Below are 15,502 nucleotides of genomic sequence, written 5' to 3'. Positions count from 1 at the left end.
CGCCTGGAGCAGTAGCAGCGATAAGAAGAGTATGCAGCGCCGGGGGAACCACCTGGCGCCGGGACGACCAGCGCCCGTGTCAGGCGGACGAGCGGTATTTTTCCACCCGGAAGATTGTGCGACTGCCGCGGTGATTGACTCACTGCCATCCTGAGCCAATACTCCGCCCGTCGGCCCGCACTCCGCGGGCCCGTTAGATCTTTTAGCCATGTCACAAACTCTGATAGTCATCGACAAGCGCAGCGACTGGGCACCCTACTACCCCAGCGATCAGGTTATCACCTTTAGCGACTACATGAACGGCCAGTATCCGGCCGGCCAGAGTCGCACCCGGGTCATCAACCTCAGTCGCAGCTTTGGCTACCTGAGCCAGGGTTACTACTGCTCGCTGCTGGCAGAGGCCCGGGGTCACAAGGTGATACCGTCGGTGCGCACTCTGAACGACCTGAGCAAGCGCTCCCTGTACCGTATTCACCTGGAGGACCTGAGCACCAGCCTCAGCAAGCTGCTCAAGGGTACCGACACCAGCCAGGACATTCCGCTGCTCTCCTATTTCGGTCGCAGCGGTGACAGTCGTTACGACGAGCTGACCCAGAGGCTGTTCGAGCACTTCCCCTGCCCCATCCTGGAGATTACCCTGCGCTTCAGGAAGCAGTGGGACATTGCCAGCCTCAAGCCCCGTTCGCCCCACGGCCTGAGCGACGAACAGGAGAACGACTTCGCCAAGGCCCTGGATGAGTTCAGCCGCAAGGTATGGCGCAAGCAGCGGGAGCAGAAGGCAGCCCGTTACGACCTGGCCGTGCTGGTGGACCCGGCGGAAGAGCTGCCCCCCTCTGATGCCAAGGCGCTTAAACGGTTCGTGAAAGTTGGCAAGGAACTGGGGATCGACGTCGACCTGATCACCCAGCGGGACTACCTGCGCCTGCCGGAATACGACGGGCTGTTCATCCGCACCACCACCAACATCGACCACTACACCTACCGCTTTGCCAAGAAGGCGGAAAGCGAGGGCCTGGTGGTGATCGATGACAGCAACTCGATCCTGCGCTGTACCAACAAGATCTACCTGGCGGACCTGTTCCGCACCCACAAGGTGCCTTCACCGAAAACCGTGGTGCTGTACAAGGACCAGCCAGGCCAGCTTGATGCCCTGGGCGACCAGTTGGGCTACCCCATCGTAGTCAAGATCCCCGACGGGGCTTTCTCCCTCGGGGTGGAAAAGGCCGCCGACCGGGAGCAGCTCGGCGAGATCTGCAAACGCCTTTTCCAGCGTTCCACCCTGCTGCTGGCCCAGGAGTTCCTCTATACCGACTTCGACTGGCGCATCGGCATCCTGGACCGCAAGCCCCTGTACGCCTGCCGCTACTACATGGTGAAAAACCACTGGCAGATCTACCGCCACGGCAGCAGCACGGACTCAGGCGACTTCGACACCCTGCCCACTTTTGAAGTCCCCCCCGCGGTGCTCGACGCCGCCGTGCGGGCCACCCGGCACATTGGCGACGGCTTTTACGGAGTGGACGTGAAGGAAAGCCAGGGCAAGGGATTTGTCATCGAGGTCAACGACAACCCGAGCATCGACAGCGGCGTGGAGGATCGCTACCTCGGCGACGAGCTGTACAAGATGATTCTCAGCACGCTGTTGAAGCGGATGGAGGCCAAACGGGGTCACTGAGAGGCAGGGTCACTGAGGGACAGGCCCGGACCAGATCGCCTGCGTCCGGAAGGCCTCATCGACCGAATAGGCCTGCTCGAGCTGCTCGCTGTAGTTGAGGATCATATGGTCGACAAACGCAGCGACAAACGCGCGTTGCTCCGGCGTGCAGGCCAGATACAGGGCGTTGTTGGGTCCATCCAGTTCGAGGTGGAACAGCAACTGGCCAAAGTAGAAGTCTCCATCAACACTCTCCAGACTCAGCCGTACCAGCGCCGGCATGTAGTACTTGACGCCTTCTGGCGTTGCGAAGCAGATAGGGTCCCAGCCCGGGCTGCCCAGCTCTGCGAGGGAGATGGTGTCGATCGAGGCGTCGAGCAGCGCCTGGTCGTGCTCGGCGCATTCCTCGCAGTGGCGGTAGTTGGTGAAGTGGGTGGGTTTGGGGCTGCGGAAGAGCTGCCGGGCAGTTTCAATCCACTCCATGACAGGCAGCTCAAGCCGGTTGCCAGAGCTCGATCGGATTCCCCTCGGGGTCATACAGGCGGGCGAAACGACCGTTGGGATACACCTCCTCGTCCACGGTGACCTCGATGCCGGCGGACGTCAGTTGGGCGACCATGTGCTCGAGATCATTGACCCGAAAATTGATCATCCAGCCCTGCTCGGGCCGGCCGAAGTAGTCGGTGTCCTGCTGGAAGGGCGCGAACACCGTGGGGCCCGCCTGCTGGCTCCAGGGTTGCGTCTCATAGTCTGAAGGCACCGGGTTGATCCCTAGGTGCTCCTCGTACCAGCGGGCCAGGCCCGAGGGGTCCCGGGCGCGGAAGAACACCCCGCCGATGCCGGTCACTTTTTCCATGCTGCCTCCTGAGTGGGCAATGACTCAAAGCCTGCCCCTCAGGATAGCAACTTTACCGGCGGGTGGTGAGAAGGACCGGCACGGGCCACCGGTCTACAAGCATCAGAGCCGCAATACCTTTTCGCCGCGGGAAATACCCGCCACCCCGGAACGCACGACCTCGAGGATCTCGGCCTCCGCCATGGCGGCGACAAAGGAGTCGAGTTTTTCACCGGTGCCGGTCAGCTGGATGGTGTAGACGTTGGGTCCCACATCCACGATCTGGCCACGGAAGATATCCGTCGTGCGCTTCACTTCGTCACGCTGGGCGCCGCCGCTGGCACGCACCTTGATGAGCATCATGTCACGCTCGATGTGAGCGCCCTCGGTGAGGTCAACCAGCTTGACCACGTCCACCAGCTTGTTGAGCTGCTTGGTGATCTGCTCGATGGTCTTGTCATCGCCGACGGTGGTGAGCGTGAGCCGCGAGAGGGTGGCATCCTCGGTAGGGGCCACGTTCAGGGTTTCGATGTTGTACCCGCGCTGGGAGAACAGGCCGACAACCCGCGACAACGCGCCGGGCTCGTTTTCCAGCAGGATGGAGATTATGCGTCGCATTGTCAGGTCCTCTCGTTCTTGCTCAACCACATATCTTTCATGGAACCGTTGGGGGCCACGTGCATGGGGTACACGTGCTCCATCGGGTCAATGAAGATATCGAGGAAGACCACTTTGTCCTTCATGGCGAAGGCCTCTTCCATCTTCGCGTCCAGCTCGTCCAGGCTGCGCACCTGCATGCCCACGTGACCGTAGGCTTCCATCAACTTGACGAAATCCGGTAGTGAGTCCTCATAGGTACTCATGGCGTAACGCCCCTCGTACTGCATGTCCTGCCACTGCTTGACCATGCCCAGGTAGTTGTTGCGCAGGTTGATGATTTTCACCGGCGTGTTGTACTGGGTGCAGGTCGACAGCTCCTGGATGTTCATCTGGATACTGCCCTCGCCGGTCACACAGGCGACATCCGCATCGGGAAAGGCCAGCTTCACGCCCATGGCCGCCGGCAGCCCGAAGCCCATGGTCCCGAGGCCCCCGGAGTTGATCCAGCGGCGCGGGTGGTTGAAGCGGTAGTACTGGGCGGCGAACATCTGGTGCTGGCCCACGTCGGAGGTGACGAAGGCATTGCCGCCGGTGGCGCGATACAGGCTCTCGATAACCTGTTGCGGCTTGATGTGCTCATTCTCGCCATAACGACGGCCGGTCCACAGGCCGTGCTTGCCCCGCCACTCGTCGATCTGCTGCCACCAGCGCTCCAGCGCCGGTTGATCCGGCAGGTCCGCGTCCTTCTTGCGCATCTGGGAGACCTGCTCCATCAGATCCGACAGTACCGAGTGCACAGGGCCAACAATAGGGATATCGGCCTGTACCGTCTTGGAGATGGAGGTGGGGTCGATATCGATGTGGATGACCTTGGCTCCCGGGCAGAACTTGCTGACGGTATTGGTCACGCGGTCGTCGAAGCGAGCGCCCACCGCCAGGATCACGTCCGCGTTATGCATGGCCATATTGGCCTCGTAGAGACCGTGCATGCCGAGCATACCGAGGAACTGGCGGTCGGTACCGGGATACGCGCCCAGGCCCATGAGGGTATTGGTCACCGGATAATTCAGGCTCTGTGCCAACTCGGTCAGCAGGCCGCTGGCCTCACCCTGCACCACACCGCCACCGGAGTAGATTACCGGGCGCTTGGCGGACAGCAGCATTCGCGCGGCTTTCTTGATCTGACCGGTGTGTCCGCGCTGGGCGGGCGAGTAGGAGCGCATCTTCACCGCTTCCGGATAGTGATACTCGAACTTGGCATCCGGGCGGGTGGCGTCCTTGGGAATGTCGATGACTACCGGGCCGGGGCGGCCGGTAGTGGCAATGTGGAAAGCCTTCTTGATCATGGCCGGGATATCTTCCGGCTTGCGCACCATGAAGCTGTGCTTCACGATCGGGCGGGAGATACCCACCATGTCGCACTCCTGGAAGGCGTCCTCACCGATCAGGTGGCTCTGGACCTGGCCTGACAGCACGACCATGGGAATGGAGTCCATGTAGGCGGTGGCAATACCGGTCACCGCATTGGTGGCACCGGGACCCGAGGTCACCAGCACCACACCGGGCTTGCCTGTGGCGCGGGCGTAGCCGTCGGCGGCATGGGTTGCCGCCTGCTCGTGCCGCACCAGCACATGGGGGACTTTGCTCGCCTTGAACAAGGCGTCATAAATATGTAGAACCGCGCCGCCGGGGTAGCCGAAAATAAACTCGACTCCCTCGTCTTCCAGGGCGCGGGCGATCATTTCACCGCCGGACAACATCTCCACGATTTTTCTCCCAGGGCTGTTGAGGCCCAATCAAAACGCCCCGACGCGTTACCCTCGCCGGTAGCCGTTTCATCGCAATGTGTGGAGAAGCCTGAAGAAGTACCTGGACCGGTACCTGGCTGGCTACGCCACTCCCATGTGCGGGCGAGATACATGCGGGAGGTTCGCAACCCCACCCCCGGCAACCACCGTGGGTGGCTATCCTCGAAGGCTCTTTTCACTGTGTTCAGCGTGAAAAGCGATCACGAACCCGTGTATCGGTCGCCCTGCGGGGTAGCGCAGTGTCTGGCCCCCAGCACAGCCCATGCGGCCGTACTGGATAACGGGACTCACAGGCAGCTGCAGCGCGAATCATCGCATCGCGGCAGTGGGCCAGGGGCTGAGGGTACTCAGCGTTAGCCGTTACCAGCTGTGAGACAGGGCAGTATTGTTGGTCCGGCGCTGAAAAATGTCAACCTGACAAATTGAGGATTCCCCCATATTCACCCCAGTCATTGCATTGCACAGGCCTGACGAGTGCGCTACTTTAGAAAATACATAGGCTAATCAAGGCACTAGGGATGAGAATTAAATCCGTACAGCGGTGTAGCACGTGGGTAACTTCAATCTTTTTGATTTCCCTCAGCACTGCGACGACCGGCGCCGAGACAACCTATTATCGCTGGCTGGACGACAGGGGAAACCCCGTGCACAGTGACCGGCCACCTCCCAAGGGCGTTGACTATGAGGTGCTGCGAACCGGGGGCAAGTTCAAGCGAGTAGTTTCCGCTGAAGAGGGGGTGGTGCCCGCCACGCTAGAGCCTTCGGTGAGCAATAGCTTTGAAGCAGCCCCGATCAAGATCGAAGACCAGATCAAGAAGAACCCGGAAGTCTGCGATCGGGCACGAGAGAATCTGACCGCTGTGGAGTCCTTCGAGGAGGTGCATATGAAGGATGATCAGGGGAATGACAAAATCCTGTCGGAGGACGAAAAAGCGGCTCAGCGGGAACTCGCCCTGAAGCAGATCCGCCTGCACTGCAACTGAAACTCTCCCTGGTTCGGGTCAGTTGCGTGGACACCGGGCCACCGGCGCCCCCATTGCCACCTACCAACATTCGGTCACACTGCCACCACCCGAGTTTGACTTGGCGCCGGTTACGTTGAGGGTGTAAGTCGCACACCGGGTATCCTTGGTCTGCGTGTTCTGAGGTGTGGCAGTAGCTGCATCGAATACGCCAGAATCGAGTACAAGCGCTATCTGGTAAACCCTGTCAGCAGTTGAGGTGGCGGTCTCGGCGTTCTCGTTGACAAAGTAGCTTGCCGGTAAGCCAAGTTCCGCAAGAGTCGTTGCGTAGCTCTTGTTGTTGATGAAGAACTGCTCCTGACGAGACATGATTTCGGAAAGCGCTGTCCGGGCGGCGGATCGCTTTGCCCGGATCACCGAATCCTGGTAGGCCGGCAATGCCACCAGCATCAGAATACTGACGATCACAACCACAATCATCATTTCAATCAAGGTGAATCCACTCTCGACCCGGCGCATCCTATGTCCCCTTATTCGTTCTTGTGATAAACAACAGATGTAGACCAGCTAAGCTATAGCTGGTCTACATCTTCCTCGCGCCAGTAAATACGCCACAGGTCCCGCCCGGGAATATTGAATATCTGCTTGCCGCCGATCCCCTTCCCGGGAATCAGCACCTGGTCTTCGTAGGGGATCACATCGCCCGGAATACCAGGACCCACTTCGGAGTAACGATCCACCTTGGTCGTCGTACCTCCCGCGGACAGGTCAAAGACAACGGAGCCGTCGCTGAGATTGACCACGTACACCCGCCCGGTACCCTCAGACGGCGTACACTGCTGACCGGCCGAACCGTCGTTTGGCACGTAGGTGGTGAAGAGCACCACACCATTGGTCGTCAGCGGCTGAGAAAGGCCCTTCTCTCCGGAAGCTTCAAGCTCCAGTTTCCACCCGTTTGAAAGGTCGGCACTGGTGCAAGCGGCCTCTGCTCCGGTTATACAGAGGTCCGTGATATCAGTCAGATCTCCGATGACAAGGGGAGTTCTGGCCTTGATGGCTGCCGCATTGCTGTTGGTTGTCTGGAAGGTGTCCTTGATGGCGAACGCATAGTTATTCACCGTGGTCTCACGCGGGTCAGCGCGGTCCCCCGAGGTAAGGATAACGCCGTCGTAGGTGGTCGTTCTGACGTAATCCGGACCATGGAAGAAGCGCAGATCGCTGGCACCTGCGCCACCGAATGATGCCAGTTTGGTGACATACCAGTTAGTTTCATCCGTTACGGTTGAGCCCGAAGCAATATAGGCCGCCTCAGTCAACTCCACTCGCCAGACGTTACCACCGCTATCGCCAACGTAGGCTCGGTCAACTACGTTATTGGAGTCCGTATCGACCACGGTGATGTTGGACGGGATGCTATCGGTCATCAGGGCCTGGTAGAACAGGCTGTCCGAGTTGGTCGGCGCTGCTCCGCCATCCGGACCCACAGCTTTCCATATCAGAGCACCTGTCTCGGCATTCACCACGTAAATCGCGTTACCAATAGTGTCATTAGCGTCGCCGGCATCCTTGCCAACGCGCGAATTACCGGACCACCCGCCATTATAACCGCCGGCGAAGATCAGCGCGGGCGTTCCACCCGCAACCCCCAGGTCCAGAGTCACTGCCTGAGGTGTGGAGAAGGTGAGCGCCAACTGCTCGAACCCGGAAGTTCCGCTGGTAACTTTCCACATGAGTTCAGGGTCATCTGGATCTGTCAGGTCGAAGGCGTATAGGCCGTCACCGCCACGCCGCTGGCCGATGAATACCCAGACATAGTCTCCGTCTGTCGGTTCGATATTACCGTCGCGGTCATCGTCATAGACATAAGAGACTGCAATACCATCCATCCCGTAGGGGTGTGGCTCGGCAATCTGGGCAAAATTGGCCGCCAGGGTTTTCTGCCAGTGCAGCAGTTCGAGTGGAATGAAGGCGAAAGTTTCCTTGCCCGACTCGTTGCCGTTGGTCTCCGTATTCTTGATGCCGTGGAAAATGCCATCGTTGGTTCCAAAGAACAGGCGGATATCCGGATTGTTCGCTGTATATGAGGTCCCCTCCCGCGCGCCGTAATTGATCACCAGCGGCCGGGAGTGCATTGGGTCCATCATCAGCCAGGGGCGGACGTCGGTGTATACCGTATCCCCATCCTCATCATAGGCATCAATACCTCTAATCCACTTGATGAGCTCCCGCTCGGGGTCACCATCCGTAATTGCATCGTTAGGATCCAGGTAGGGACGCAGGGCTGTCAGGTCTGCGTCAGAGATTGAGCCATCGAGGTCTAACAGATCATTTGCTGACGACGGATCCTCGGTGAACACCTGACGGGCCCCCGTCACAAAATTATCTGCTCCGAGCGTAGAAGACGGCAGGAAACCAGGTATCTGCTGACCGGCACCGCCACGGGTGATGGTGCGCCCGTCCTTACCACTGACCTCACCCGCGTTGGGGTCTGCCGCTATAACATCAGCGCCCGTGGTATCGGTCCAGAAGGTGAGAGCATCCGTGAGAATTCTGCCGTCCACATTGGAAATTGCCCGCTTGGGCGGGTCGGTCAATGGCGCCTGGGCGATAATCTGCTCGGTAGTAATCACCCCATTGGGATCAGTCACTTCGAGGTCTGCGATTTTCAGCTTCTTGACATTGCCGTTCCAGCGCACTTCCGACTCTGCCTGGAACAGGGCGAAGTAGAGATTATCGACCACCTCCGCCCGGTTGAACACGTTGGTTGGTACCGACGCAGCTACGAAGGTGGTACTGACACTCAGAATCTCATTAAAGATAGCACTCAGGGTGTCCAGAGCCGCCTGAGGGTCGCTAAGGGGATACGCCTGGCCTGTGCCACCGGCCGCAGCAATCGCGTTGGTATTGGTCCGTACCTTGTCGCTGATTACATAGCTCGTCAGGTTCTGCACACCTGGCACATCCGGGGCACCGTAGGTGGATGACCCGAGATCCACGTTGTACATATTACCAACTAACTGGGCATCCTTGGCATCCTGCCCACCGGAGAGAGAAAGACCAAGGCCACCGGAGCCGGCTGTACCACCAATGGCAGTATCGGTATCACCGTGAGAGTTACCCGTTGTCCCGAACAACGAATTGATCATGTACAGGCCGGAACATGCATCATTGGGATCCAGGGGGCTTTCGTACGTTGCAGAACTGATATTGTCGGTATCGTCTGCCATCAATGACAGGCCGAGGTTATAGCTATTCATGATTGACACATCGGGTGAGAGAAGCGCCTGATCACCCAGTCCCAGAAGAAGATCGAATACGACGTCGTTGTCGGTTTCGTAGAGATTTCCCAGATTTTCCTGACTGTTGTAGTCGTCATAACCCAGGAAACCATTGAATACTGCGCCACCTGTTACATAACGGAAAAACTCGAAGTAGATGTCGCGAATCTTGAATGAGTGTCCATTCCAGGCACTTTTCATCCACGATGCCTGGATGCCTGGCTCTGGAATGGCGGCAATTTTGACAAACAGATCTTCTAGATTGGCGGCAGATGTTAACGGGTCTGAAATATCGGTAAAGCCCTTCAAAACATAGGCACCTTGGCTACACCCCTTGGGCTTACTCGCTTTCAGGTTGGGAATCTGGCCAGGGCCAGCTCCCTTGCAAGTGCCTTCGTGCGCCACCATCACCCCCACTTCAACACCTTCGATGCTTGCATTGGAGGCTGCCTGTTGGGAAACATCATTCAGAACTACACGAAGCACGGTCCGCAACACATCGTAAAGATTGGTTTTGGTACCTCCCCAGTAAGTATCTGCGATCGTATTACCAAGACTTAGCGGATCAAGCTGATCCTGATCGGGATAACCGTCAGCGCCACGCTCTCCATCAAGACCATACAGGTCCATCTCTGGATAGAGCCGGGACCCCATAATGGTTTCACAAGCCGCTGAGCTCGCGTCATTACAGATAGTACTTCCGACATTGGACCTGAAATCCAGAGTCAACATGATCCGGGTAATACCGGTATCCAGCGCACTGTTATTCAAGTAGATATCGGTATCATCCGCCCAGACAGGCGTCGACACCAACCAGCCCAGCAACAGGGCCCGACACCATTTACTTGCTAATTGCATATCCATGATTCTCTCCTGGGCCTCGACCTACTGCGCCGACGCAGCTAGTTTGACCAGCACACCTTGCACGACTTTCGTGTATCCCTGTTTGTTCGCTGTGCCATCATAGGATGCGTAGATATCAAATTTCGCAGCCTTATAGGAGGCACCACTGCTGGCCATAGATTCATCCATTGCTGGAATGGTAGTTTCAAGCGGCCCCACGCGCACCGCGTAATAGTCCGTGGTACCCGTAGCCGGTATCAGTGCCGAATCAACGTCCATCACGTGCAAGTCGCACCCCGACCCACCTGAAGCACATATCTTGAAACCGATATCCCCGACCACCGGAATATTACTCTGGTCGGACAAGATCGACTCGACAATCGCGAGTGACTGCTGTGTCGCTTCAGACTTCGCTTCGTCATTACCCGCCATCTGCAATTGCATCAAATTGGTTTCGGAGACAGTGGTGGCTATGATGGCCAGCAGCAGAAGGATCAGCATAGAAATCAGTAACACCGCGCCACGCTGTGAATGCACTGTCATCTTTCTTTCGTTAATGGAACTGTTCATCGCTAAAACTTGAATGCCTCTGAATTTCTGAGAAGTACTGTGGTTTGCATTACCTTCCGGTAGAAACCATCGTTGTGTGCCGGCACCACGGTCTGGCCCAGCGTATAGACCTTGTCATCTGTATATCCCGGAATTTCATTGCCGCTTCTTACCAGTATGTACACCTTGGCCGCCATCGCCGCACCCATCTGTACAGAAGTAGGTGCATCAAGATACTGGTCCACCTGTAGGTCGCCATCGAGATCGACACCAAACTCCACCTGCAAGTTCTCAACACCTTCCGCCAGACATTCCACAGCTGACACATCATTACCACCCGTAGATATCCTGCGCCGGCATAACGCAGGAATTCCGTCGCCTGAAGTAATGGCATGGTCACGAATAAAGAGGATATTGGGGCTGTATTCCCATATATCGATCGTGGACCCTGTCGCACCGCCCCCTCGCTCCAGCGTGATGGCTACGTTGTCATCCACGATTCTGAGATAAACCGCATTCGGATCGAGCGCCTCCAGGGTAGTACCTTTTTCATAGTTTGGACGATCAGTAGAGCGTCGAACCACAAGCATGTCTGTACCAGCTTCGTGTTCTCCAGCTACCAGGCAGCCGGCCGGCATATTCGGGTCATTGGGAGCACCCACTCCATTTGCTGAGACATTGTTGTGATGTTCGAAAGGAAGGTCAGTGTCAACAAGATAGTTAAAACAGTCGGTTCCCGAAGGCGCTGAAGTCACCAGGTCACCACGTAACACACGCCCATAAAAACCAGACATGCTCAACTCCCGATTCAACAGCCGAAGTACATAACGGCCATTCTCCTGAACGCGTGCGACCTCTTCATCTTGCAGGTAGCTGCGCTTACTCTGCAAAAAAAGAGTAGTTGCACCAAAGGTAATAATGACGCCAATCACCAGCGCCACCATCAATTCGATAATGGAAAGACCACGTTGCCTGCACATGCAGGATTCAACTTCAAAACCAAAGGTCATCAGATCGTTCCTATCATGCTGGTCATTTGTAGAATCTGCCGATCTGCATCGTCGGTACCATACAGGCCCGTACCACATCCAGACCCGCTATTAGGGTCCGAAAGCAATTCAGCGCCCTGCCACGCAATCTCGATCGTCACCCGACGGCCTGTGACAGTCACGCAGCCGATGGCGTTTAACAGTCCCCCGGTATTCACGCCGGAACGAGTGGCGTTGGCTCCATCAATTGCCTGTTCCCATTGCCACATGTCCTGAGTAGCCAATTCACTGGCGACACAGGTACTAGAAACACAATTTTTCGCCGGAGTAGAAAGTGAAGAACCGGTAGCCGCACCCACGCCGGCGGTCTGGTACAGCGTAAGGTCAGAGGGGTTTACCCTCATTCGCTCAAAAAGATCCGTGGCCAGTGCCGCAGCCTGAGTGCGTTGAACGGCTTCGAATCCCGCTCGTTTGGCAGATATTTGCAGCCCCGCGAGCCCAAGCGCACCGATGGCCAGTATCAGCACAGCAACCGCGAGCTCAACCAGGGTAAACCCGGCTGCTGAATTCTTCGAAGAGCGATTAATGGGAGTATTCATGCACTGCAGTCCCCACTGGCTGGCCGAGACATCGATGGCCGTCCCGATGAAAAGAGTACGACTCGCCAAGCCTTGGCATCATCAAGGTCAGGTGGGCAAAGCAGTACCGTCTGGGCGCTCGCAGCACTTGCGGAACCATCGGGATAATATGTCACATTGGCGAAGTTATTTTTGACTACGTATCCCGCCGGCAAGCCCTCAAATACTCGCAACAGCTCGTCAGTATTCAGTGCACCATTTGAATTCCGGTCCTCGAATACGAGCCAGCCACTGGCAAGATCGGTGACACCGGTGCAAGTTGCACCATCGCTACTGGCACAGACCACCGCCGGCAAACTGGTTTTCACTGAATTGCTGCGCGCCAGATTGAGGGCGCTCATCAATCTGTTGATCTGCGTGCGGGATTCATTTTCCTTGATGGTGTTATAAAAGGACGGACCGGCTATCGCAACGAGAATGGCAAAGATGACGAGCACAATCATGAGCTCCGTCAGCGTAAATCCCGCCTCGCGGAGTGATAGCGCTCTCTTTTGTTCTCTGCGCCGCATATAACAATCCTGTTACCAAATTCCCCAGTGAATTACTGTAAACAGGCCCCGCGCAAATACGAGTGGTAACTGACAGGCGGCAGCGATCAGGAGATAAATGGCACAGAAAACCCCCAGACTGTGAATTTGTTCACAACCGGGGGCTCGAGCTGAAACTAACTCAGCCAGTGATTGAGGAAAAGTCGACCCTGCCATCGGCATCCAGATTTACCAGGACTGCCGCGCCCGGCTCAAACTCCCCCGCCAGAATCCGCTGCGCCAACGGATTCTCCAGCTCCTGCTGGATTGCCCGCTTCAGCGGCCGGGCACCGTAAACCGGGTCAAAGCCGGCCTCGCAGAGGTGGTCCATGAAGGCCTCTGAGATTTCCAGCCCCAGCTCCCGCTCTTTCAGGCGCTTGCGCAGTCCTTCGAGCTGGATCTCGGCGATGCCGCGGATCTGGCTCTGGGCGAGGGGGTGGAACACCACCGTCTCGTCGATCCGGTTGATGAACTCTGGCCGAAAGTGCTGGCCGACCACGCCCATGACCGCGGCTTTCATACGGTCGTAGTTCTCCTCACCAGCCATTTCCTGGATCAGGTCGGAGCCGAGGTTGGAGGTCATCACCACCACCGTGTTGCGGAAATCCACTGTGCGGCCCTGGCCGTCGGTCAGGCGGCCGTCTTCCAGCACCTGCAGCAGGATGTTGAACACGTCCGGGTGGGCTTTCTCCACTTCATCCAGCAACAACAGTGAATAGGGCCGGCGGCGGACGGCTTCGGTCAGGTAGCCGCCTTCCTCGTATCCCACGTAGCCGGGGGGCGCACCGATCAGGCGCGCTACGGAGTGCTTCTCCATAAACTCGGACATGTCCACCCGCACCATGGCCTGCTCGGAATCAAACAGGAACTCGGCCAGGGCCTTGCACAGTTCGGTCTTGCCTACACCGGTCGGGCCGAGGAACAGGAAGGAGCCGTTGGGACGGTTGGGGTCCGAAAGCCCCGCCCGCGAGCGGCGCACGGCGTTGGATACGGCCACGACGGCCTCATCCTGACCCACCACCCTGTGGTGCAGGGCATCTTCCATCCGCAGCAGTTTTTCGCGGTCACCCTCCAGCATTTTGGCGACGGGGATACCGGTCCAGCGGGACACGACCTCCGCCACCTCTTCGTCGGTGACCTTGTTGCGCAGCAGGGTGTGTTCGCTGCCTGCGCCTTCAGCTTCCTGGGCGGCGGCGAGTTGTTTCTCCAGCTCGGGAATGCGGCCGTACTGCAGTTCGGACATGCGGGTCAGGTCACCCGCACGGCGCGCGGTCTCCATGTCCAGCTTGACCTGCTCCAGTTCGCTCTTGATATGCGCTGCACCCTGCAGGGAGGCTTTTTCCGCCTTCCAGATTTCCTCCAGGTCCGAGTACTCGCGCTCCACTTTCTCGATCTCGCCATTGAGCTGGTCGAGCTGCTTCTGGGAGGCCGGATCCTTGTCCTTTTTCACCGCCTCGCGCTCGATTTTGAGCTGGATCAGGCGACGTTCGAGCTTGTCCATGGACTCAGGCTTGGAATCGATTTCCATACGGATGCGGCTGGCGGCCTCGTCCACCAGGTCAATGGCCTTGTCGGGCAGCTGGCGGTCGGTGATATAGCGCTGGGACAGCTTGGCCGCAGCGATGATCGCACCGTCTGTAATATCGACACCGTGGTGCACCTCGTAGCGCTCTTTCAGGCCACGCAGGATGGCGATGGTGTCCTCTTCGTTGGGCTCGTCGACCAGCACCTTCTGGAAGCGGCGCTCCAGGGCGGCGTCTTTCTCGATGTACTGGCGGTACTCGTCCAGAGTGGTGGCGCCGACACAGTGCAACTCACCGCGGGCGAGAGCCGGCTTGAGCATATTGCCCGCATCCATGGAGCCCTCGGCCTTGCCGGCGCCGACCATGGTGTGCAGTTCGTCGATGAACAGGATGATACGACCTTCCTGCTTGGAAAGTTCGTTGAGCACCGCCTTCAGGCGCTCCTCGAAATCACCGCGGAATTTGGCGCCGGCCAGCAGGGCGCCCAGGTCCAGGGACAGGATGCGCTTGTCCTTCAGACTCTCGGGTACTTCGCCGTTAACCACGCGCTGGGCCAGGCCCTCGATGATGGCGGTCTTGCCCACGCCGGGCTCACCGATCAGGACCGGGTTGTTCTTGGTGCGACGCTGCAACACCTGGATGGCTCTGCGAATCTCGTCGTCACGGCCAATGACCGGGTCCAGCTTGCCCTGTTCGGCACGCTCGGTGAGGTCGATGGTGTACTTGTCCAGCGCCTGGCGGGATTCTTCTGCTTCAGGGCTGTTTACGGACTCGCCGCCGCGTACTTCATCAATGGCAGATTTCAGGGTAGGTTCGGTCACGCCGCTGGATTTGAGGGCGTCGGCGGCGGAGTTTTTGCTGTCCAACAGGGCCAGCAGCACCAGTTCGCTGGAGATGTAGGCGTCGCCGTTTTTCTGGGCCTGTTTGTCGGCCATATTGAGCACTTTGCCCAGGTCGTTGGAGACATGGACGTCGCCGCCGCTGCCGCTGACGGTCGGCAGGGTGTCCAGGGCGGTGCTCACTTTGTTCGCCAGGCCGGGCAGGTTGGCGCCGGCTTTTTGCAGCAGGGGGCGAGCGGAGCCGCCTTGCTGCTGCAGCAGGGCCGCCAGCAGGTGGATGGGTTCGATAAAGTTGTGGTCTTTACCCAGCGCGAGGGACTGGGCGTCGGCCAGGGCGCTTTGCAGCTGGTTGGTCAGTTTGTCCATTCTCATTCCGGTGTTCTCCTTGGAACCGCCGCAATACGGGTGCGGCTGGTTGCTAAAACGTTGGGTGAGATATGGGGGCGAATAACCTTAA

At 58.1% G+C, this 15,502-nt stretch carries 13 protein-coding genes; 2 read left to right on the top strand and 11 right to left on the bottom strand.

What is annotated here, in order from left to right; all coding sequences use genetic code 11:
• Positions 1–208 precede the first annotated feature (208 nt).
• Complete coding sequence (locus FV139_RS16755; RefSeq protein WP_148069609.1) at positions 209–1,675, top strand: RimK family protein; 1,467 nt, start codon at positions 209–211, stop codon at positions 1,673–1,675.
• A gap of 9 nt (positions 1,676–1,684) precedes the next feature.
• Here FV139_RS16755 and FV139_RS16750 read toward each other — a convergent pair whose 3' ends face one another.
• The 4 genes from FV139_RS16750 to FV139_RS16735 all read right to left on the bottom strand — a co-directional run bounded on the left by FV139_RS16750 (position 1,685) and on the right by FV139_RS16735 (position 4,855).
• Positions 1,685–2,137, bottom strand: a complete 453-nt coding sequence (locus FV139_RS16750; RefSeq protein WP_148069608.1) for a hypothetical protein — start codon at positions 2,135–2,137, stop codon at positions 1,685–1,687.
• Between the two features lie 10 nt (positions 2,138–2,147).
• Positions 2,148–2,510, bottom strand: a complete 363-nt coding sequence (locus tag FV139_RS16745) for a VOC family protein (RefSeq protein ID WP_148069607.1) — start codon at positions 2,508–2,510, stop codon at positions 2,148–2,150.
• Positions 2,511–2,612: 102 nt separating this feature from the next.
• Entirely contained in the window at positions 2,613–3,107 is a 495-nt protein-coding gene (gene ilvN / locus FV139_RS16740) for an acetolactate synthase small subunit (protein ID WP_148069606.1), read from the bottom strand.
• Positions 3,108–3,109: 2 nt separating this feature from the next.
• Positions 3,110–4,855, bottom strand: a complete 1,746-nt coding sequence (locus FV139_RS16735) for an acetolactate synthase 3 large subunit (RefSeq protein WP_148069605.1) — start codon at positions 4,853–4,855, stop codon at positions 3,110–3,112.
• Between the two features lie 611 nt (positions 4,856–5,466).
• Between FV139_RS16735 and FV139_RS16730 the strand changes: the two genes are divergently transcribed.
• Positions 5,467–5,880 carry a DUF4124 domain-containing protein gene (locus tag FV139_RS16730; protein ID WP_187276600.1) on the top strand — a complete coding sequence of 138 codons (414 nt, stop codon included), beginning with the start codon at positions 5,467–5,469 and terminating at the stop codon, positions 5,878–5,880.
• Positions 5,881–5,940: 60 nt separating this feature from the next.
• Here the strand turns inward: FV139_RS16730 and FV139_RS16725 are convergent, their stop codons facing one another.
• The 7 genes from FV139_RS16725 to clpB all read right to left on the bottom strand — a co-directional run bounded on the left by FV139_RS16725 (position 5,941) and on the right by clpB (position 15,417).
• Positions 5,941–6,378: a type IV pilin protein gene (locus tag FV139_RS16725; protein WP_148069653.1), complete on the bottom strand. Its 438-nt coding sequence runs from the start codon at positions 6,376–6,378 to the stop codon at positions 5,941–5,943.
• A 53-nt stretch (positions 6,379–6,431) separates the two neighbouring features.
• A complete protein-coding gene (locus FV139_RS16720) occupies positions 6,432–10,001 on the bottom strand; it encodes a pilus assembly protein (protein WP_148069603.1) in 3,570 nt (1,189 codons plus the stop codon).
• A 21-nt stretch (positions 10,002–10,022) separates the two neighbouring features.
• Entirely contained in the window at positions 10,023–10,550 is a 528-nt protein-coding gene (locus tag FV139_RS16715; RefSeq protein ID WP_148069602.1) for a PilX N-terminal domain-containing pilus assembly protein, read from the bottom strand.
• A 2-nt stretch (positions 10,551–10,552) separates the two neighbouring features.
• A complete protein-coding gene (locus FV139_RS16710; protein WP_187276599.1) occupies positions 10,553–11,539 on the bottom strand; it encodes a PilW family protein in 987 nt (328 codons plus the stop codon).
• Positions 11,539–12,117, bottom strand: a complete 579-nt coding sequence (pilV, locus tag FV139_RS16705) for a type IV pilus modification protein PilV (RefSeq protein WP_148069600.1) — start codon at positions 12,115–12,117, stop codon at positions 11,539–11,541. Before pilV ends, FV139_RS16710 begins: the two co-directional genes overlap by 1 nt.
• Entirely contained in the window at positions 12,114–12,665 is a 552-nt protein-coding gene (locus tag FV139_RS16700) for a GspH/FimT family pseudopilin (protein WP_148069652.1), read from the bottom strand. The genes pilV and FV139_RS16700 overlap by 4 nt, the downstream gene beginning before the upstream one ends.
• 160 nt (positions 12,666–12,825) lie before the next feature.
• The gene (gene clpB, locus FV139_RS16695; protein ID WP_148069599.1) at positions 12,826–15,417 is read right to left on the bottom strand and encodes an ATP-dependent chaperone ClpB; all 2,592 of its coding nucleotides are present in this window, start codon (positions 15,415–15,417) and stop codon (positions 12,826–12,828) included.
• Positions 15,418–15,502 lie beyond the last annotated feature (85 nt).

The sequence above is a fragment of the Parahaliea maris genome (assembly GCF_008064665.1).
In the GTDB taxonomy this organism is placed as follows: Bacteria; Pseudomonadota; Gammaproteobacteria; order Pseudomonadales; family Halieaceae; genus Parahaliea; species Parahaliea maris.
Note: the sequence above shows the minus strand (reverse complement) of the source record. Positions and strands in the feature narration are given on the sequence as shown.

Bases quoted from the DNA above. Each gene is read 5' to 3' on its own strand.
- pilV (WP_148069600.1), bottom strand. From the start codon at position 12,117: ATGAATACTCCCATTAATCGCTCTTCGAAGAATTCAGCAGCCGGGTTT.
- FV139_RS16715 (WP_148069602.1), bottom strand. From the start codon at position 10,550: ATGAACAGTTCCATTAACGAAAGAAAGATGACAGTGCATTCACAGCGT.
- FV139_RS16700 (WP_148069652.1), bottom strand. From the start codon at position 12,665: ATGCGGCGCAGAGAACAAAAGAGAGCGCTATCACTCCGCGAGGCGGGA.
- FV139_RS16720 (WP_148069603.1), bottom strand. From the start codon at position 10,001: ATGGATATGCAATTAGCAAGTAAATGGTGTCGGGCCCTGTTGCTGGGC.
- FV139_RS16755 (WP_148069609.1), top strand. From the start codon at position 209: ATGTCACAAACTCTGATAGTCATCGACAAGCGCAGCGACTGGGCACCC.
- ilvN (WP_148069606.1), bottom strand. From the start codon at position 3,107: ATGCGACGCATAATCTCCATCCTGCTGGAAAACGAGCCCGGCGCGTTG.
- FV139_RS16745 (WP_148069607.1), bottom strand. From the start codon at position 2,510: ATGGAAAAAGTGACCGGCATCGGCGGGGTGTTCTTCCGCGCCCGGGAC.
- clpB (WP_148069599.1), bottom strand. From the start codon at position 15,417: ATGAGAATGGACAAACTGACCAACCAGCTGCAAAGCGCCCTGGCCGAC.
- FV139_RS16725 (WP_148069653.1), bottom strand. From the start codon at position 6,378: ATGCGCCGGGTCGAGAGTGGATTCACCTTGATTGAAATGATGATTGTG.
- FV139_RS16750 (WP_148069608.1), bottom strand. From the start codon at position 2,137: ATGGAGTGGATTGAAACTGCCCGGCAGCTCTTCCGCAGCCCCAAACCC.
- FV139_RS16710 (WP_187276599.1), bottom strand. From the start codon at position 11,539: ATGACCTTTGGTTTTGAAGTTGAATCCTGCATGTGCAGGCAACGTGGT.